Annotated in this window: 16 protein-coding genes and 1 tRNA gene; 5 read left to right on the top strand and 12 right to left on the bottom strand. The window is 61.0% G+C overall.

The features are described from left to right. Window positions 1-24: 24 nt before the first annotated feature. Complete coding sequence (locus NNA36_RS04555) at window positions 25-459, bottom strand: cytochrome c family protein (protein ID WP_255104619.1); 435 nt, start codon at window positions 457-459, stop codon at window positions 25-27. 190 nt (window positions 460-649) lie between these two features. On the opposite strand from NNA36_RS04555, the gene NNA36_RS04560 reads away from it, so the two are divergent. Together NNA36_RS04560 and NNA36_RS04565 are read left to right on the top strand one after the other, a co-directional pair. After that, entirely contained in the window at window positions 650-1,105 is a 456-nt protein-coding gene (locus tag NNA36_RS04560; protein WP_255104620.1) for an Lrp/AsnC family transcriptional regulator, read from the top strand. A gap of 4 nt (window positions 1,106-1,109) precedes the next feature. Next, window positions 1,110-1,739 (top strand): LysE/ArgO family amino acid transporter, encoded by a 630-nt coding sequence (locus NNA36_RS04565; RefSeq protein ID WP_255104621.1) that lies wholly within the window; start codon window positions 1,110-1,112, stop codon window positions 1,737-1,739. Here NNA36_RS04565 and lipB read toward each other — a convergent pair. Beyond that, entirely contained in the window at window positions 1,736-2,392 is a 657-nt protein-coding gene (gene lipB / locus NNA36_RS04570; RefSeq protein WP_255104622.1) for a lipoyl(octanoyl) transferase LipB, read from the bottom strand. The genes NNA36_RS04565 and lipB overlap by 4 nt on opposite strands. Window positions 2,393-2,587: 195 nt before the next feature. On the opposite strand from lipB, the gene NNA36_RS04575 reads away from it, so the two are divergent. Next, on the top strand, window positions 2,588-4,171 hold the full coding sequence (locus NNA36_RS04575) for a peptidoglycan-binding protein (protein ID WP_369681624.1): 1,584 nt from the start codon (window positions 2,588-2,590) through the stop codon (window positions 4,169-4,171). 157 nt (window positions 4,172-4,328) lie between these two features. Further along, window positions 4,329-4,415, top strand: a tRNA-Leu gene (locus tag NNA36_RS04580). A 100-nt stretch (window positions 4,416-4,515) separates the two neighbouring features. Here NNA36_RS04580 and NNA36_RS04585 read toward each other — a convergent pair. The 10 genes from NNA36_RS04585 to NNA36_RS04630 all read right to left on the bottom strand — a co-directional run bounded on the left by NNA36_RS04585 (window position 4,516) and on the right by NNA36_RS04630 (window position 13,793). Then, a complete protein-coding gene (locus NNA36_RS04585; RefSeq protein WP_255104625.1) occupies window positions 4,516-5,367 on the bottom strand; it encodes an SDR family oxidoreductase in 852 nt (283 codons plus the stop codon). A 14-nt stretch (window positions 5,368-5,381) separates the two neighbouring features. Further along, on the bottom strand, window positions 5,382-5,504 hold the full coding sequence (locus tag NNA36_RS04590; RefSeq protein WP_255104628.1) for a hypothetical protein: 123 nt from the start codon (window positions 5,502-5,504) through the stop codon (window positions 5,382-5,384). Between the two features lie 11 nt (window positions 5,505-5,515). Further along, the gene (locus NNA36_RS04595; protein WP_255104630.1) at window positions 5,516-5,875 is read right to left on the bottom strand and encodes a glycine zipper family protein; all 360 of its coding nucleotides are present in this window, start codon (window positions 5,873-5,875) and stop codon (window positions 5,516-5,518) included. Window positions 5,876-5,900: 25 nt separating this feature from the next. Beyond that, entirely contained in the window at window positions 5,901-7,691 is a 1,791-nt protein-coding gene (locus NNA36_RS04600) for a serine hydrolase (RefSeq protein WP_255104631.1), read from the bottom strand. A gap of 165 nt (window positions 7,692-7,856) precedes the next feature. After that, window positions 7,857-9,050: an AraC family transcriptional regulator gene (locus tag NNA36_RS04605; RefSeq protein WP_255104633.1), complete on the bottom strand. Its 1,194-nt coding sequence runs from the start codon at window positions 9,048-9,050 to the stop codon at window positions 7,857-7,859. A 17-nt stretch (window positions 9,051-9,067) separates the two neighbouring features. Then, on the bottom strand, window positions 9,068-9,982 hold the full coding sequence (locus NNA36_RS04610) for a hypothetical protein (protein ID WP_255104635.1): 915 nt from the start codon (window positions 9,980-9,982) through the stop codon (window positions 9,068-9,070). A 170-nt stretch (window positions 9,983-10,152) separates the two neighbouring features. After that, window positions 10,153-10,794, bottom strand: coding sequence for a DUF1826 domain-containing protein (locus NNA36_RS04615; protein ID WP_255104637.1), 642 nt, complete (start codon window positions 10,792-10,794; stop codon window positions 10,153-10,155). Further along, window positions 10,794-12,005 carry a GTP-binding protein gene (locus NNA36_RS04620; RefSeq protein ID WP_255104639.1) on the bottom strand — a complete coding sequence of 404 codons (1,212 nt, stop codon included), beginning with the start codon at window positions 12,003-12,005 and terminating at the stop codon, window positions 10,794-10,796. The genes NNA36_RS04615 and NNA36_RS04620 overlap by 1 nt, the downstream gene beginning before the upstream one ends. A gap of 5 nt (window positions 12,006-12,010) precedes the next feature. Beyond that, window positions 12,011-13,060, bottom strand: coding sequence for a GTP-binding protein (locus tag NNA36_RS04625; RefSeq protein ID WP_255104641.1), 1,050 nt, complete (start codon window positions 13,058-13,060; stop codon window positions 12,011-12,013). Between the two features lie 205 nt (window positions 13,061-13,265). Continuing rightward, complete coding sequence (locus tag NNA36_RS04630; RefSeq protein ID WP_255104643.1) at window positions 13,266-13,793, bottom strand: MarR family winged helix-turn-helix transcriptional regulator; 528 nt, start codon at window positions 13,791-13,793, stop codon at window positions 13,266-13,268. Between the two features lie 110 nt (window positions 13,794-13,903). Between NNA36_RS04630 and NNA36_RS04635 the strand changes: the two genes are divergently transcribed. After that, window positions 13,904-15,067: a cytochrome P450 gene (locus NNA36_RS04635; protein ID WP_255104645.1), complete on the top strand. Its 1,164-nt coding sequence runs from the start codon at window positions 13,904-13,906 to the stop codon at window positions 15,065-15,067. Window positions 15,068-15,182 lie beyond the last annotated feature (115 nt).

The following is a 15,182-nucleotide window of genomic DNA, read 5'->3' on the forward strand; positions in this document are numbered from 1 at the left end:
CAAATTCTGTGAAGGGGATCGGGTTTATTCCGAAGCCGCTTCTTCCGCAGCCGGTGCCGGTGCAACCGATGCGAGGTAGGCCGCAACGTCTGCGCCGCCTTTTTTCAGCTTGAACGACATTTTCGATTTTGCCGCATAGCCGTTGTCTTTCAGCCAAGCTTTGGGGTCTGCAACGTAAGCTGCGACCAGCTCTTCGGTCCAGACAACGCCGGCTTCGCCAGCTTCAACCAGGCCTGCGCCGTATTTGAAATCTTCCGAGCCAACCGCGCGGCCGATTACGCCGTACAGGTTCGGGCCGGTTTTGCCACCTTTGTAGATGGTCTCGCCTTCCGGCGAAACGATGGTGTGGCAGGCTTTACATTTCTTGAAAGCTTTCTCGCCCTTGGCGGCGTCGCCCTCGGCGAAAGCAGGTGCAGCAAAAGCGATCGTCGCAGCGGCTACAGCGAAAAGGGTTTTCATCAGTTTACCTCTTTAAGGTTTGCGTACGCGTCCGAGGCGCACAATCGTTGATGTAGCGTGGATGTGCAACGGTCAAATCCGCGCGGTTGCGCGTCTCGGCGGAATTGTGATTGTCGGAACTTTTCTCGAAACCCTGAATTTGATCGAAAGTTGTCTTGAAAAGTTCTGTAGAATCGAAAATATTCTGGTCATGGATAAGATTGACCGAAAAATATGTGATTTTCTCCAGCGTGACGGGAAAACGTCCAGCGCCGAGTTGGCCGACTCGGTGGGGGTTTCCCTGTCGACGGCGAATGAGCGGGTGCGGCGTATGGCGGCCAATGGCGAGATTCTGGGCTGGCATGCGCGGGTCAATCCCGAGGTGGCGGGCGCGGGCCTTTGCTGCTTCGTGCTGATCGACATGGCCTATGACGGCGAAGAGGCGGCCTGTGCGGCATTGGTTCAGCGGGACGAGGTGATGGAGTTGCACCACATCAGCGGGGCGCATTCCTACATGATGAAGCTGCGGGTGCGCGATACGCGGGATTTGCAGCGGTTCCTGTCCGAGGTGGTGAAGCCGATCAAGGCGGTTCTGAAGACCGAGACAATCATTTCAATGGATGCGTTGAAGGAAAGTGCCGCAGTGAGAATCGCGGACGAGGGGTAACCCGATGGACATGGATGTATTGCTGCGCGGGATCGTGATGGGATTCGCGATTGCCGCGCCGGTGGGGCCGATTGGCCTTTTGTGTATTCGCCGAACGCTTGCCGACGGGCGCGCGGCGGGGTTGGCCACCGGGTTGGGGGCGGCAACCGCGGATGCGGTCTATGGCATGATGGTGGCGGTGGGATTTGCCGCGACCGGGCTCTTGGTGAGCTATGCCACGCCGATGGCAATTGGCGGCGGGGCGTTGATTGTATGGCTCGGGGCCATGTCGCTGCGCGGTTTCTGGAATAGCCGTGGTGGGGACGTCGCACCTGCGCCGGCGCGGGCACATAAGACGGTGCTGACCTCCTGGGCGACAACCTTCCTGCTGACGATGTCGAACCCGATGACGATCCTTGCCTTTGTCGGCATGGTGGCGGGGCTGGGGGCTGCGGCGGAAGGATCTGTCTGGGCGCCTTATTGGCTGGTGGCGGGTGTCTTTACCGGATCGGCCCTGTGGTGGCTTTTCCTTGTCCACCTTGCACTGTTCGCACGCACGCGGATCACGCCCGGCGTGACGCGTTGGTTCGACGCGGTCTCGGGGGCTGTTCTGGTGATCTGGGGTGCGAAGATCGTGTTCGGGGCCGTGGTTTAGGCCTCGTCGCCGAAAATCTCTTCGAACGTGCGTTTCAGGGCGACGTCGAGATCTTCCATCGTCACGGGCAGCCCGAGGTCGACCAGTGAGGTGACACCGTGTTCGGTGATGCCACAGGGGACGATGCCGCCGAAGTGATCGAGATCGGGTTCGACGTTGACCGAGATGCCGTGGAAGCTCACCCATTTGCGCAGGCGGATGCCGATGGCGGCAATCTTGTCTTCGGGTTTCTGGCCGGTGATGGTGAGGGGCTTGTCATCGCGTACGATCCAGACGCCGACGCGCCCGTCGCGGATTTCGCCGCGCAGGTTGAATTCGCCCAATGTTGCGATCACCCATTCCTCAAGCTGATGTACGAACTTGCGGACGTCGTGGCCGCGCTTGCCGACGTTCAGCATGACATAGGCCACGCGTTGTCCCGGACCGTGGTAGGTGTATTGGCCGCCGCGTTTCGAGGGATAGACGGGGAAGCGATCAGGGTCGGTCAGGTCTTCGATCTTCGCGGAAGTGCCCGCGGTATAAAGAGGCGGGTGTTCGACCAGCCAGATACATTCCTCTGCCTCGCCCTTGGCGATGGCTTCGGCGCGGGCCTCCATGAAAGTCACGGCCTCGTCATAGTCAAGAAGACCTTCGTGTACGATCCATTCCACCATTTTGCGCATCCCATATCCGAACTGCCTGAGAGATAGGGGAGTTGGCAGGGGAATGTCCAGTTGGCGGCACAATGAAAACTTCTCGCCAGATCGCGGAAGCTGGGCTAGGCTGGGTGGGTATTCAGAGCAGTGCTTGAACTCAATTCTTATCCCAAAGGGGGGATCGTTATGTTTGCAAAACCATTGAAGACAGCAATGGCTGCAGCCCTGATCGCGACAACCAGCACCGTGCCCGCCGCCGCGGACAACCTTGGCGCCGCCATCGTGGGGGGCATTCTTGGTGGTGTCATCGTGAACGAGGCCAACAAGAACAAGAAGCGTCCGCGCACCGTCGCGTCGTCTTCGACCCGCGCCTACAATCGCGAAACGCAGGTGGCGTTGAACTACTTCGGGTTCAATGCCGGGACGCCGGATGGCGTTATGGGCCAGCGCAGTCGTTCCGCGATCACGCAGTATCAGGTCTATGTCGGGTTTCCGGCAACCGGCCGCCTGTCGCAGTACGAGCGTGATTTCCTCGTGTCGTCCTACAACCGGGCACAGGTGGGTGGCCCTCAGGTCGTGAAGGCCATGCAGACCCATCAGCACGGGGTACGCAGCCTGCTTGCGGTCTGGCATGACGAAGCCACGGGCGCGCGGACGGCGACCTCGTCCTATGGCGGTATGCCGGTGGAAGTGTCTATGGCCATCGACGAAGTGGCCGCGAGCTCTGATCCGAGTGCCGAACAGCTTTTGCAACGCTCGGGCTTTATTCAGCTTGCCGATCTGAACGGCGACGGCAAGACCGACTATATCCTTGATACCTCGGTCTCGGGCAGTTCGTTCTGGTGTGGCGCGCAAAGCTGTACCGTGATGGTCTTTGCCTCGACCCCGCAGGGCTATTCGCGCAACGACTTCCTGTCGCATCAGGCCACGCCGGCCACCTTCTCGTGTCACCAGGGTGTGTGCCGGATGAACGATGCGGGCAACACGCAGATGGCGGTTGCCCCCGCGCCGGTGGCTCCGGCACCGCAGCAGCCCGAAACCGTGATGGCTTCGACCGAGCCGGTGGTTCAGGAACCGGCCGCGCCGCTTGGGGGGATCACCCTGTTTGAAACGGCGAAACCTGCCGATGCCGGCCCGTCGCTGGCCAGCCTTTGCAGCAAGGTGTCTCTCCTGACCAGCTCGAACGGCGGCTTCATCACCGCGGCATCGATGACTGATCCGGAACTGGCGCTGAGCGAACAGTTCTGCCTTGCGCGGACCTATGCGATTGGTACCGGTGAGCAGATTGTCAGCGGTCTTGGCAACGTGACCCCGGCGCAGGTGGATGCGCAGTGTGATGCCTTCGGTCCCGCGACCGAGCCCTATATCGCCAAGCTGGCGACGCAACCGGCCGCGCAGGTGATCGGCGAGGTACAGCGGTTCGTGCTGAAATCGAACATGTCGGTCGAGCAACTGGCGGGTACCGCCAAGATCTGCCTGTTCTCGGGCTATCGTCGCGACCGCATGGACGTGGCGCTTGGTTCGGCGCTGCTGATGGTGGGTCTTGGCCAGAAACCCTATGCAGAACTGGTAGGCCACCACGTTGGCCAGGGCTTTGGTCTTGGCGCGGATTCGGGCAAGGCGAAAGACTGGTATCTGACCGCGATCGAAGCGATGGAAGGCGGCGCCGAGGCGGTCTTTGCCCCAGGTCAGCCCGAGCGCGTGGCGCTTTTGCGGGCGGCCGTGACGGCGGATGATGCGGCCATGGCGGCACCGCAACCTGCGGCGGCCCTGCCAACCTTCAACATCACCGAATGACCTTTCAGGCGGGCGGGGATTTCCCCGCCCGTTTTGCCTCTGGCGGGCCTGTCCCGGAGCCGCCAAAGGAATTTTGCAAAACCGCGTTTTAAGTGCGTTTTCCGGGTTGGCATCCCCAGAACGACTCGTTATAGAACCCGACACCAAGCCTAGGCGTGCGGCCGTGGCGGAATTGGTAGACGCGCAGCGTTGAGGTCGCTGTGGGGTAACTCCCGTGGAAGTTCGAGTCTTCTCGGCCGCACCATTTCACTCCTTGAGAGTGGTCTTTCCCAGACATACCAAGATCTTAGCTCTGCCCTTTGCTATGGGGGGCTGGTCGTTCGCTTTGTTTTCCGTCAGTGCCGTCACGGCGATGTGTCGGTGCAGGTGCGAAAGGCATCGGCGAGGTGGCGGGTGCCGTGGGGATCGCCGACCATGTTCATGCCGCTGGCCGTGAGAAAGAAGTGGACGGGTCCGGCGATGCTGCGGGGGGCGATCTTGGGGACGATCCGGATGGCCGCGCGGCGCAGCCAGTCGGGCAGGTAGGTAATGCGGTCGGGCCTGTTCAGGGTGGCAAAGGCGAGGTGGGCCAGTTCGGTTTGCGTGAAGGTTTCGGGGCCGCCGATGTTGCACCATGTCGCGTTGGCGGCGATGGCATCGTAGACGGCCTCTGCCAGATCGGCCCCGTGGATCGGGTTGATGCGTTGCGATCCGTCGCCAAACAGCCAGACGCGGCCCCTGCGCGCCATGTCGAGGAATTCGACCATGTCCGAAAAATAACCCGTGGGGGCGATGACGGTGGCGCGGATCGGGGCGGCCTGAAGTTTGCGGACAAAGGCGCTCTTGGCGGCGACCATCGGGACGCTGCTCATCCGGTCGGCGTGCAGGACGTGGATATAGGCAAACCGGGGAACGCCTGCGCGCAGGGCTTCGGCCAGAAGGTTGGCATTGGCCTGATAGTCCACGTCCCAGTAGCCGACCCCGTCGGCCTGGCGGGTGATCCCGAGGCTTGAGACGACAAGGTCCATCCCCGCCATCAGCCCCTCCAGGGCTTCGGGCCAGGTGGCTTGCGCCTCGACGATGTGATCGGCGCAAAGGCCCTGGGCGTGTTCGGCGTTGCGGACCAGCGCAGTGACCCGCCAGCCCTGCCGTTTGTACTGCGAACAGATGTGGCGACCAAGGTATCCGGTGGCACCGGCGACAAACACGTGTTTCATGGCGGGCTCCTTGGTCAGTGGGGCGCAGGGACTGCGTGTTTCGCGGTTGGGCGGATGCTGGCGCGGGTGATGGCCCCCGCGATCAGGGCGCGCAGGGCATCAAAGCGGTGATGGCGGGTGGATAGAATCTGGAGCATGGATCAGGTCCTCAGCCGACAACCGGATGACCGCGGCGGCGCAGGCATTCTATCACGATGGTCTCGCGCTTGTCTGCCGCGTCGGAGGCACCGGCGGCGCCGCCGCTGATCGCGCCGACAATGGCCCCGCCGAGGGGATCGCTGTCGTTGTCGACTTCGCCGAGGACTGCGCCGATGCCCGCGCCGATCAGGACGGCCTGTTTCGTGGAGCGGTTCAGGTGCTGCTGGTCCCGGGCGAGGGTTTGGCATTCGGCGAGATCGGATGGGTAGGCGGCGTTGGGCTGGCCGTCGAGAACGGGCTGATAGGAGGCCCCGCGATCGGTGCAGCCGGCGGCAACAATCAGGAGGGGGAGGAGGTAGGCGGGTTTCATTGGGAATGGTCTTTCTGGAATGGGATCAGAGGAAGGAGAGGTCGGAGATGTCGGTGAGGCCGCGCAGGAAGATCGTGTCGCCGTCACCGTCAAGCGTGAGGGTGAGGCCGGTATCTTCGACGGTGTGGCTGGTGATGCCGCGGCCGTGAAGGGAGAGGTGATCGGTTCCGGCCTGATAGTCGGTGATGATGTCGTGATCGGCATGGCCGTCGCGTTGCGACGCCGAGAAGACAAAGACATCTGCGCCACGGCCGCCGGTCATCTTGTCGTCGCCGGTGCCGCCAGAGAGGACGTCTTTGCCCTGTCCGCCGAACAGCCGGTCATCCCCGTTGCCGCCCTTGAGGGTATCTGCGCCCTTGCCGCCGCGCAGGGTGTCGTTACCTGCCGCGCCAACAAGGATGTCATTCCCCCGTTGGCCGCTCAGCACGTCATGCCCGAAGCCGCCGTTTTCATTGTCGTCGCCCGATCCGCCCTTGAGGCGATCTTTGCCGGCGAAACCGCGCAGGTGGTGATCGCCTGACGCGCCTGTTGCGACGGTGAGGGTGTCGGACTGGTTCGTCCCAAGGTGCAGGGCGGAGCCATCGGTGAAGATGAAATCGTCGCTGTCGTAGGTCTGGATGTGCGCCGCCAGCTTTAGCCGTGCGTCCTCGGCAACAAGGAAGGAGACACCGTCGATGGTTTCGATCTGAAGGGCGGCGGCGCTGATCTCGTCGATGGTGATGTCTTCGCCTGTGGCCGGTTGCTGCCATGCGGTATCTTCTTGGAGTTCCAGAGCGGTGGAGAGGGCGAGGCCGGTGCTGGAGGCGTCGCCGTTGCCAAGGTTCACCATCGCCGAGAAGATGCGCCCGCTTTCAAGGTGCAGGTAGGTCGCGGATTCAGAGCCGAAGATGTGGCCGGAGAACCCGACGAAAGTGCCGATGCCGTCGAAGGTGAACTGACCGAGACCATAGTTGAAATCAAAGCCGCGCGGATCTGTGCTGCCGTTGTCGAAATCAAGCAGCATTTCAAGAACCTCGGGCGAGGCGAGGGTCTTGTCGACAAGCAGGGCCTTGAGGAAGGTGGTCATGCCTGCGGCGGTCGAGACCACACCGCCTTCGCCGTGGGCATGGGCCTTGACCCATGACATATCGACAATGTCGCCGTCGATGAGGAAGTGACCGTTGACGAGATCGGGATTGGCGCGGAAGTCGTTCAGATAGCTGTCCTCCATACCGAGGGGGGCAAAGATGCGATCGTGAAAGACCTGTCCAAGGCTCTTGCCGGTCACGGCTTCGATCACCTTGCTGAGGTAGAAGTAATTGGTGTTGGAGTATTCATAGGTTTGGCCCACGGGGGCGGAGGCCGGCAGCTCTTTGAGAAGGGCGAGGATTTCCGCAGTGCCGAATTCCTCGTCGGGGTTATCCGCGATGTGGCTGAGCTGGCTCGTGCCGTCGGGGCGCACCGCGCTGGTATAGTTCACGATGCCGGTTGTCATTTGCAGGGCCTGTCGCACCGTGGCGATGTCGGCGTTGGCGATGCCGTCGGTCAGGGTGGGATCAAGATAGCTGGCAAGCGGTGTGTCGAGGTCGATCAGACCTTCCTTGGCAAGTTCCAGAACCACTAGGCCGGTCATCATCTTGGTCTGGGAGCCGATCTCGTAGCTTTGGGCGTGGTGCAGGGGCGCGGCGTCAACTTCGTCGGTGCCGCTGGCGACAGTGGCCGTGCGCTGGCCGTCAGTGACCGAGATGATGGCGCCGGGAAGGCTGGAGGATTGGGTGAAATAATCGGCGATGGCCTGTGGCGAGAGGGACAGGCCCTTGGGGGAAAAGACGGTCATGTGATGTCCTTGCGTCTGGAGTGTGCAATCAGTTGGTCAGCGTCTGTGGCTGTTGGGGGCTGATATGCACGTCCGGCCCGTGACCGGCGACCGGACAGGCTGGACCAGACGTTCGGACAAGCTTGCTCGAACGGTCGTTTTATTTTTGGTATGTTTTACAGGTGTTTATGGCTGGTGGGTTCTGCGCCATTGGGAGGGTGTCTGGCCGGTGATCTTTTTGAAACTGGTGTTGAACGTGGATTTCGCGTTGAAGCCGACGGTTTCGCTGATCTCGAGAATGGTCATTTCGGTTTCGATCAGAAGGGCGCAGGCGTCGCTGATGCGACACTGGTTGATGTAGTCGTAAAAGGACATGCCGAGACGGGTGTTGAGCACTTCGGACAGGTGGATCGAGGGGACCGCGATTTCGGCGGCAAGGCGGCGCAGGTTGATATCGTGATCGCGCCAAAGCTGGTTTTGGGCGACGCGCTGTTCCAGCCGCTGGGCATAGCGGTCGAGATCCTCCGGTTGCAGACCGGAACGCGCGTAGCGCCGGTTTTCGGTGTCGGGTTGAGGCGTTTCCTGGGGCGCAGGTGGCGCTTCAGGAAGGACCTCGGCGGACCATTGGGGCAGGGGCGGAACAGCCCGCAGGGCGAAGATCCCGAAAGACCCGGCCAGTATCAGATCAAACGCCGCCGACACCCAGCCCGCGCGGATTTCCGGACGCCCCATCAGGAGGCCGATTTCATCCACGATCACGATGAAGGCCAGAAGGAAGATCGTGGCGACCAGCGCGTCCAGCCACCGCAATGTCTTGCCCTCCAGATCGGAAAACAGGGTTCGGATGTTGCGCTTGTGCCTGTAGAGGCGGTGCACGCTCAGGCCGCCGTAGAAGATCAGGAAGACAACCCACATCGCCCAGAAGGTGTTTTCACCGAGTTCGGCAAGCTGTTTGTAGGCGGGGGACAGATCGGAGGTCGACATGGTCCGGCGGATTGCGCCCGGTTGCAGCAGGCGCGGGGCGAGACACAGGAATGCGATTACAAAGGGCAGCAGGTGCAGGAGGTCACGGCGGCTCAGAGTTGGGTTCGAGCTGGTGAGGCCGCGGACGTAGAAATAGAGCGACAGGATGAAGCCGGGGATCAACACGTCCTGCCATTGATAGAGCGCGTCCGGACCAATCAGGACGGGGCCGTAGAGCAGGGAATCGAGCATGTCGAGGCTGTTGATGGTGAAAAAGGCCACCATCGCCCAGAGAAACATGCGGCGGTCGGGCGTTTCGTAGAGGCGCAGCGCAAGTCCCAGAAGGACAAACAGGGAAATGGCCAGAGAACCGGCCAGCCCGAGGTGTTCAAGGTAAAGATCGTAATCAATGGTCATGTTGAAAAAGAGGCTGGTCAGTTTTTCGCGGTTGGTTCTGGTCGTGGCTTGGGATCGACGAAACGAATGTCGAGATCAAAGAGTCGGGCCAGCTGGCGGAGGAAGCCGGGGGAGGCAGAGATAATGACGTCGGCACCCAGTGTCACGCGCAGGGTTTCGTGGAATGCGTGATCCGTTTCCCCGAGGATGACCTTTGTCGCGCCATTGAGGAGGGGGCGGAGTTCTTTGCCAAGCGCCTGTTCCAGGGCCTGTGCGGTCATGGTTTTGTCGATCAGCAGGTCCCGGTTGTCTTCGACAAGCCGTTCTGCGAGTTTTGTAAAGCCATCAGAGACAAGGATGTGCGAAGAGGTGCCAACGTCCTGTTTCACCTGGTTCAGGACGTTCAAGTGCGTTGGCGTATCTACAAACCTGCGCCGATCGGACCATGGCACATCAGTTTGCAGTGTCGAAGGAGTAAAGACCCCACGTCTATGCAGGATTTTGTCTGCCGCCACGGCCATGTCAAAAAAGTCGGGGAAGTCATTTGCTTCAATCTGCGAAACGTCACCGCGCCGCACATGAACGGCTATGCCACCTGCGCCGGTCTTGTGTTTTGAAATCTCTTCGAAAAGGCGGCCGTTGCGAGCCAGCCGGCGCAGTTTCGGGTGGCTTTCCTTATCTCTGTCACCAAGAGCACGTTTGATATCCGGGTTGTTGTAGCAGCCCAGATCAAAGGCGTAGGTGTCAGAGATGTCGGAAGCGATCATCGACAAGCTTGTCGCCTTCTTGCGCGCTATAGCAGGCTTTGGTGCCATGATGCTTTTGAAACCGAGCTGATGAAAGAAGTCGTGGTTTCCGAGGCTGTTGCGTTGGTTGTTTTCCGGGATGAAAACTCTGGGATCGAAACCAAACGCATCTGCAAGATGAAAAAAGGAGTTCACCTGTTTGAGCATGTCTCCGAATCCGGCATTCCGGACGTAGAGTGTTGACTGCTTCATGTTTCGCGCGGCCCTGGTTGCAAATGCCTGTTCGAGCGCATCGTGGCGCTTGTCCGGCTGTAAGGCAAGGGTGGCGGAACTGTGGAGGGGGGCGCGCGTCTCGCACCGGTCTGCGCAGGGTTGGATCAGATTTCGTCTTCCGGCTCGTCAACAGGGTCGAGCACCAGCAGCAGGCGTGTTTCGCCCGTCCCTTCAATGGGGGGCGAGCGGTGCAACAGGCCGCTGGCAGGGTGTTCGGGCCAGCGGGTGCCGCGCAGAATGATCGGGGAACTGGCCGGAACGGTGAAGACGCGGTCTGGGTCGGAGCCGGTCTGGCCTGTTCCATATTGCGTTCCCGTCCCACGATAGGTGCAGACCAGCCGAGCCTGCACGGCATCGACGTGGAACTTGCGGCAGGCGTTGGTGGTGACCAGATCAAGGCGCAACCGCAGCCAGCGCGCGCGCATCGTGCTCGCGAAGATGTCTGAAAGGGCGGCGATGTCGTCGATCAGCCGAGTCCGGTTGGCACAGTCGGGCGTGCCCGCCCTGTCGCAAAGGTGCGTGACTGCGTCACGCACGCCGTCCGGCCGCAGGATGATCCGTGCGCTGGGCAGGTTTTCCGGCGGCAGGGTGTCGATCCAGTTCTGGAACGATTTCAAAGGATGACGATGCCAGATCACCGCCGCATTGCCGGGGTGGTGGATGGCCGAAAGCCCTTCGATGTCGTCCACCTGCTGGACACCCACTGGGGCGCCCTGCAAGAGCGTGTGAACCGTGCTGTCGTGCATTAGCGGCGGCCCCAGCGCGGGAATGGATCATCCATGTCGGCCCAGAGGTCCGGTGTGAATGCCTCTGCATCCACGAGGGCGGCGTTCAGGCGGGCGCAGATGTCTTCGCGGTCCATGCCGGTTCCGATAAAGACGATCTCCTGGCGGCGGTCGCCCCAGGGTTCAACCCAATTGCTGGCGATTTCGGCCTGCGCCTGCGGATGCGTTGGCAGGCGATCTTCGGGAAGCGAGGCCCACCAGAGGCCAAGCGGCGCAATCGAAGACAGCGCACCGGCGAGGCTGAATTCTGCGGCCCATTCCGGACGGGTGGCGATCCAGAAGTGGCCCTTGGCCCGGATTACGCCGGGCAGGTCGCCGTTCAGGGCCGCATAGAGCTTGGCGGGATCAAAGGGCGCACGGGCGTGGTAGGCAAACGAGGTGATGCCGTATTCTTCGTCTTCGGGGGTGTGGTTTGCGAACCCATAAAGCTCCTTGGCCCACATCGGATGTTCATGTGCCGTGTCGAAATCAAACAGCCCGGTGTCTAGGATGGAGTCTGTCGGCACATCGGAGTGGTTGGTTTCAATGATCTTGGCGTCGCCGTTCAGGGCGCGGATGATCTTGCGCGCGTGATCGGTGCGTTCGGGGCCGGCATCGTCCACCTTGTTCAGAATCACCACGTCAGCGAATTCGATCTGTTCGGTGAGCAGGCTGACAAGGCTGCGGTTGTCTTCCTCGCCAAGGGATTCCCCGCGGTCATTGAGGAAGTCGTGGCTTGAGAAGTCCTGAAGCAGGTTCACCGCGTCGACGACAGTGACCATCGTGTCGAGGCGGGCGACGTCCGAGAGGCTTTGACCGTTCTCATCGCGGAAATCAAAGGTGGCAGCGACGGGCAGAGGTTCCGAAATTCCGGTGGATTCGATCAGCAGATAGTCAAAGCGGCCTTCCTCGGAGAGGTGGCGCACTTCCTTCAGGAGGTCATCGCGCAGGGTGCAGCAGATGCAGCCGTTCGACATTTCGACAAGGGTTTCTTCCGAGCGGGAGAGTTCGGTGCCTTCGCGCACCAGATCGGCGTCGATGTTGACCTCGGACATGTCGTTCACGATGACGGCCACGCGGCGGCCATCGCGGTTGTTCAGAACGCGGTTCAGGAGGGTGGTTTTGCCTGCGCCAAGAAAGCCCGAGAGGACTGTGACGGGCAGGCGGGGATCGGTGTTCGATGCATCTTTCATACTCTTTAATCCTGTTCGCGTGACGGGCTTGCGCCGCGCAGCATGTCGAAGCTGCGCTGAAGTTCGAATTGCGAGAGGTCGCGGGCGATCACCACGATGCGGGAACGGGTGTCGTCATGGGGCCAGTTTTTCACAGGCAGCGGCGGATCAAAGATGTTCTGGACGCCGTGGAAAACAAAGGGGGTCTCGATGTCTTCGAGGAACACGATGCCCTTGACGCGCAGGAGATCGGTGCCGCGCAGCATGACCAGCGTATTCAGCCAGTTGTCGAACACCTCGCTGCTGATTGGATCGTCGAGGATGATCGAGGCCGATTCAATGCGGGCATCGTGGTTCGAAAGCGTTGCCTGTGTGGGGGCAGGGGCGGCAAAGCCCGAGAGGTTGGCCAGGGGATCGACGGCCGGTTTGCGCCCGGTGGTCCATGTCATCACGTCGGTGGGCACCGCGCCCTTGCGCATGCCGCTCAGGCCCCAGAGTTTGCCGCTGAGGCCCGCGCCCTTGACGGAATGCACAATGCGGGCGGTTGCATTCAGTCCGCGCAGCCGTTCCTCGAGCATCATTGTCTGTTCCGGGGCCACGAGGTCAGCCTTGCTCAGCACCAGAAGGTCGGCCATCGCAACCTGCGACACGGCTTCGAACTGGTCATCCAGTGTCTGGGGGCCATTGGCGGCATCGACCACGGTGACGATCCCGTCCATGCGTGTGCGCTGGGCGAGGTAGCGTTCGACGAGAAGGGTTTGCAGGATCGGTCCCGGATCGGCGAGGCCCGTGGTTTCGATCACGATCCGGTCGAAATCGAAGTCACCGTTTTCGCGACGGCGGAACAGGTCGGAGACGGTGTCGGCAAGTTCGCCGCGCACCGTGCAGCACAGGCAGCCCGACTGCATCAACACCACGTCGTCTGTCGAGGTTTCCATGAGGTCGTGATCCAGCCCGGCCTCGCCGAACTCGTTCACGATCACGGCGATACGGCCAGCCGAGGCGTCGGACAGGATCGCGTTCAAAAGGGTTGTCTTGCCTGCGCCGAGAAAGCCGGTGAGCAGGGTGACGGGCATGCGGGAGTCCAATGGAGCCTCCTTGGTGTGGAAACCGTCTTTGACGCCGAGGGAACGTGGGCGCAAAGAGGGGCGGAATTCTGATCGGGATGTGATGTACGTTATAATATAACATTGCGCAAGAACCCCCGAGGCGGTTTCCGGGATTTTTCGCCGATGTGGAATGCTCGGAAGTGCCGAGGTCGCCCGTGGTGGGGGCGTTAACCTAGTCGTCGCTGTCGTTCAGGTCGTCCAGATTTGCGAGGAAGCGGCGCAGGTAATCGTTGAACTGTTCGACGTCCTGCGGGGAGAAACCCGCGAGGAGTTTTTTCTGGCGGTTGAGGGCGAGCGCCAGCATGTCGTCGTGCAGGGCCTTGCCCTTTGGTGTCAGGCTCCAGTCCTTGCGTCGCGGATCAGGGTGATCGCTTTTGGCTTCGGCCAGACCTGCGCCTTCTAGGCGGCGCAGGCTGCGGCTGACGGCGGCCTTGTCGATGCCGATGGTCTTGCTTGCGGTTGCCACGCTGCTGCCAGGGACGCGGGTCAGCATGACCAGCATTCGCCAGTCCATCGCGCCGATTCCGAAACGATCCTGATAGACACGTGCCGCGCTGCGGGTGAAGCGGTTGGCAGCAAAATTGAGAAGAACAGTCGGGGTGCGGGAAAAGCCGAGGGTTTCCGAGGCAACGCTGCCATCGTCGTTGGGAACCCCAACCAGGAACATGGAATCCGGGAGGTCTTGGGAGTTGTCAGCCATTGCGTGCCCTTGGGTTTTTCACAGTGGTATCGTGGATGTGTTGACATGACAACAAATATTGAGTTGTCATGTCAACACATGAGTCGTGAAACGATTGTCGGGAGGTTTTCATGTCCAACGCTCCGGTTTACGAAATTGATCCCAAGGCGTTTTGGGACGATCCCTATCCCGATCTCAAGAAGATGCGGGCCGCCTTTCCGGTGTGTTATGTTCCGCAGCTTGGGGCGACGCTGATCACGCGGCGCGACGACATTTTCGAAAACGAAAAGAAAATCGACGTGTTCTCGTCGGACCAGCCGGACGGGTTGATGACCAAGCTGATGGGGCAGAACCTGATGCGCAAGGACGGCGCGCCGCATATGGCGGAACGCAAAGCGATTTTCCCGACGGTGTCGCCGCGCACCGCCAAGAATGTCTGGCGGCAGAAGTTTGAAGAGATGACTCGGGAGGTGCTGGACGACATGCGCCCCCTTGGTCGCGCCGACATGGCCCGCGACATCGCCCGCCGGATTTCCGGTGAGGCGCTGAAGATCGTGACCGGGTTGACCAACATCACCTGGCAGGAGATGGATCGGGTCAGCCAGGGTATGATCGACGGCTGTGCCAACTATGCGGGGGATCCGGCCGTGGAGGCGAATTGCCATGAATGCACGGCGGCGATCGAACGTTATATTGATGAGATGACACCGGTGTTGCAGGCCGCGCCGGATACGTCTTTGCTATCGGTTCACCTGCAGGGCGGCATGTCGCAGGAACAGGTTTATGCCAACGTGAAGCTTGCAATTTCCGGTGGGCAGAACGAGGTCAGGGATGTGATTTCCGGGGTGATTTGGGCGCTGTTGACCCATCCGGACCAACTGGCCCTGCTCAAGAGCGGCGCTGTGCCGTGGAGCAATGCCTTTGAAGAATATTCGCGCTGGATTGCTCCGGTCGGCATGTCGCCGCGCCGCGTGGCGCAGAGGTACGAGTTGCACGGCGTGACGTTCGAGCCAGAAGACCGCGTGTTCCTGATGTTTGGGTCGGGCAATCGTGATGAAGAGGTGTTTGACCGGCCTGAGGTCTTTGACGTGACACAGGATTTCTCGGCGTCGATCTCGCTTGGGGCGGGGCCGCATTTCTGTGCTGGGGCCTGGGTGGCGCGGGTTCTGATTTCGGAAGTGGCTTTGCCGCTGATCTTCGAACAGCTGAAAGGGCTGCGGCTTGAGGGGGAAACCCCCTTTGGCGGATGGGCCTTTCGCGGGCCGTTGGCAATGCCTGTGGCCTGGGATGTGTAATTTCCGAGTTTATCTCTATATAATTGATATTGCGTCATAAAAACATGTCTCGCCACCTTGTGTGAACTCGAAATCACACGGGGATCACACCCGACGCTTAGGACATTCTTAATGT

The organism is Shimia sp. CNT1-13L.2 (assembly GCF_024331145.1).
GTDB lineage: Bacteria > Pseudomonadota > Alphaproteobacteria > Rhodobacterales > Rhodobacteraceae > Shimia.

Excerpts from the sequence above, each read along its gene's own strand:
- NNA36_RS04610 (WP_255104635.1), bottom strand. The coding sequence starts at position 9,982 with ATGCTCAAACAGGTGAACTCCTTTTTTCATCTTGCAGATGCGTTTGGT.
- NNA36_RS04630 (WP_255104643.1), bottom strand. The coding sequence starts at position 13,793 with ATGGCTGACAACTCCCAAGACCTCCCGGATTCCATGTTCCTGGTTGGG.
- NNA36_RS04620 (WP_255104639.1), bottom strand. The coding sequence starts at position 12,005 with ATGAAAGATGCATCGAACACCGATCCCCGCCTGCCCGTCACAGTCCTC.
- NNA36_RS04605 (WP_255104633.1), bottom strand. The coding sequence starts at position 9,050 with ATGACCATTGATTACGATCTTTACCTTGAACACCTCGGGCTGGCCGGT.
- NNA36_RS04595 (WP_255104630.1), bottom strand. The coding sequence starts at position 5,875 with ATGAAACCCGCCTACCTCCTCCCCCTCCTGATTGTTGCCGCCGGCTGC.
- NNA36_RS04635 (WP_255104645.1), top strand. The coding sequence starts at position 13,904 with ATGTCCAACGCTCCGGTTTACGAAATTGATCCCAAGGCGTTTTGGGAC.
- NNA36_RS04625 (WP_255104641.1), bottom strand. The coding sequence starts at position 13,060 with ATGCCCGTCACCCTGCTCACCGGCTTTCTCGGCGCAGGCAAGACAACC.
- NNA36_RS04600 (WP_255104631.1), bottom strand. The coding sequence starts at position 7,691 with ATGACCGTCTTTTCCCCCAAGGGCCTGTCCCTCTCGCCACAGGCCATC.
- NNA36_RS04560 (WP_255104620.1), top strand. The coding sequence starts at position 650 with ATGGATAAGATTGACCGAAAAATATGTGATTTTCTCCAGCGTGACGGG.
- NNA36_RS04565 (WP_255104621.1), top strand. The coding sequence starts at position 1,110 with ATGGACATGGATGTATTGCTGCGCGGGATCGTGATGGGATTCGCGATT.
- NNA36_RS04590 (WP_255104628.1), bottom strand. The coding sequence starts at position 5,504 with ATGCTCCAGATTCTATCCACCCGCCATCACCGCTTTGATGCCCTGCGC.
- NNA36_RS04555 (WP_255104619.1), bottom strand. The coding sequence starts at position 459 with ATGAAAACCCTTTTCGCTGTAGCCGCTGCGACGATCGCTTTTGCTGCA.
- lipB (WP_255104622.1), bottom strand. The coding sequence starts at position 2,392 with ATGGTGGAATGGATCGTACACGAAGGTCTTCTTGACTATGACGAGGCC.
- NNA36_RS04585 (WP_255104625.1), bottom strand. The coding sequence starts at position 5,367 with ATGAAACACGTGTTTGTCGCCGGTGCCACCGGATACCTTGGTCGCCAC.
- NNA36_RS04575 (WP_369681624.1), top strand. The coding sequence starts at position 2,588 with ATGGCTGCAGCCCTGATCGCGACAACCAGCACCGTGCCCGCCGCCGCG.
- NNA36_RS04615 (WP_255104637.1), bottom strand. The coding sequence starts at position 10,794 with ATGCACGACAGCACGGTTCACACGCTCTTGCAGGGCGCCCCAGTGGGT.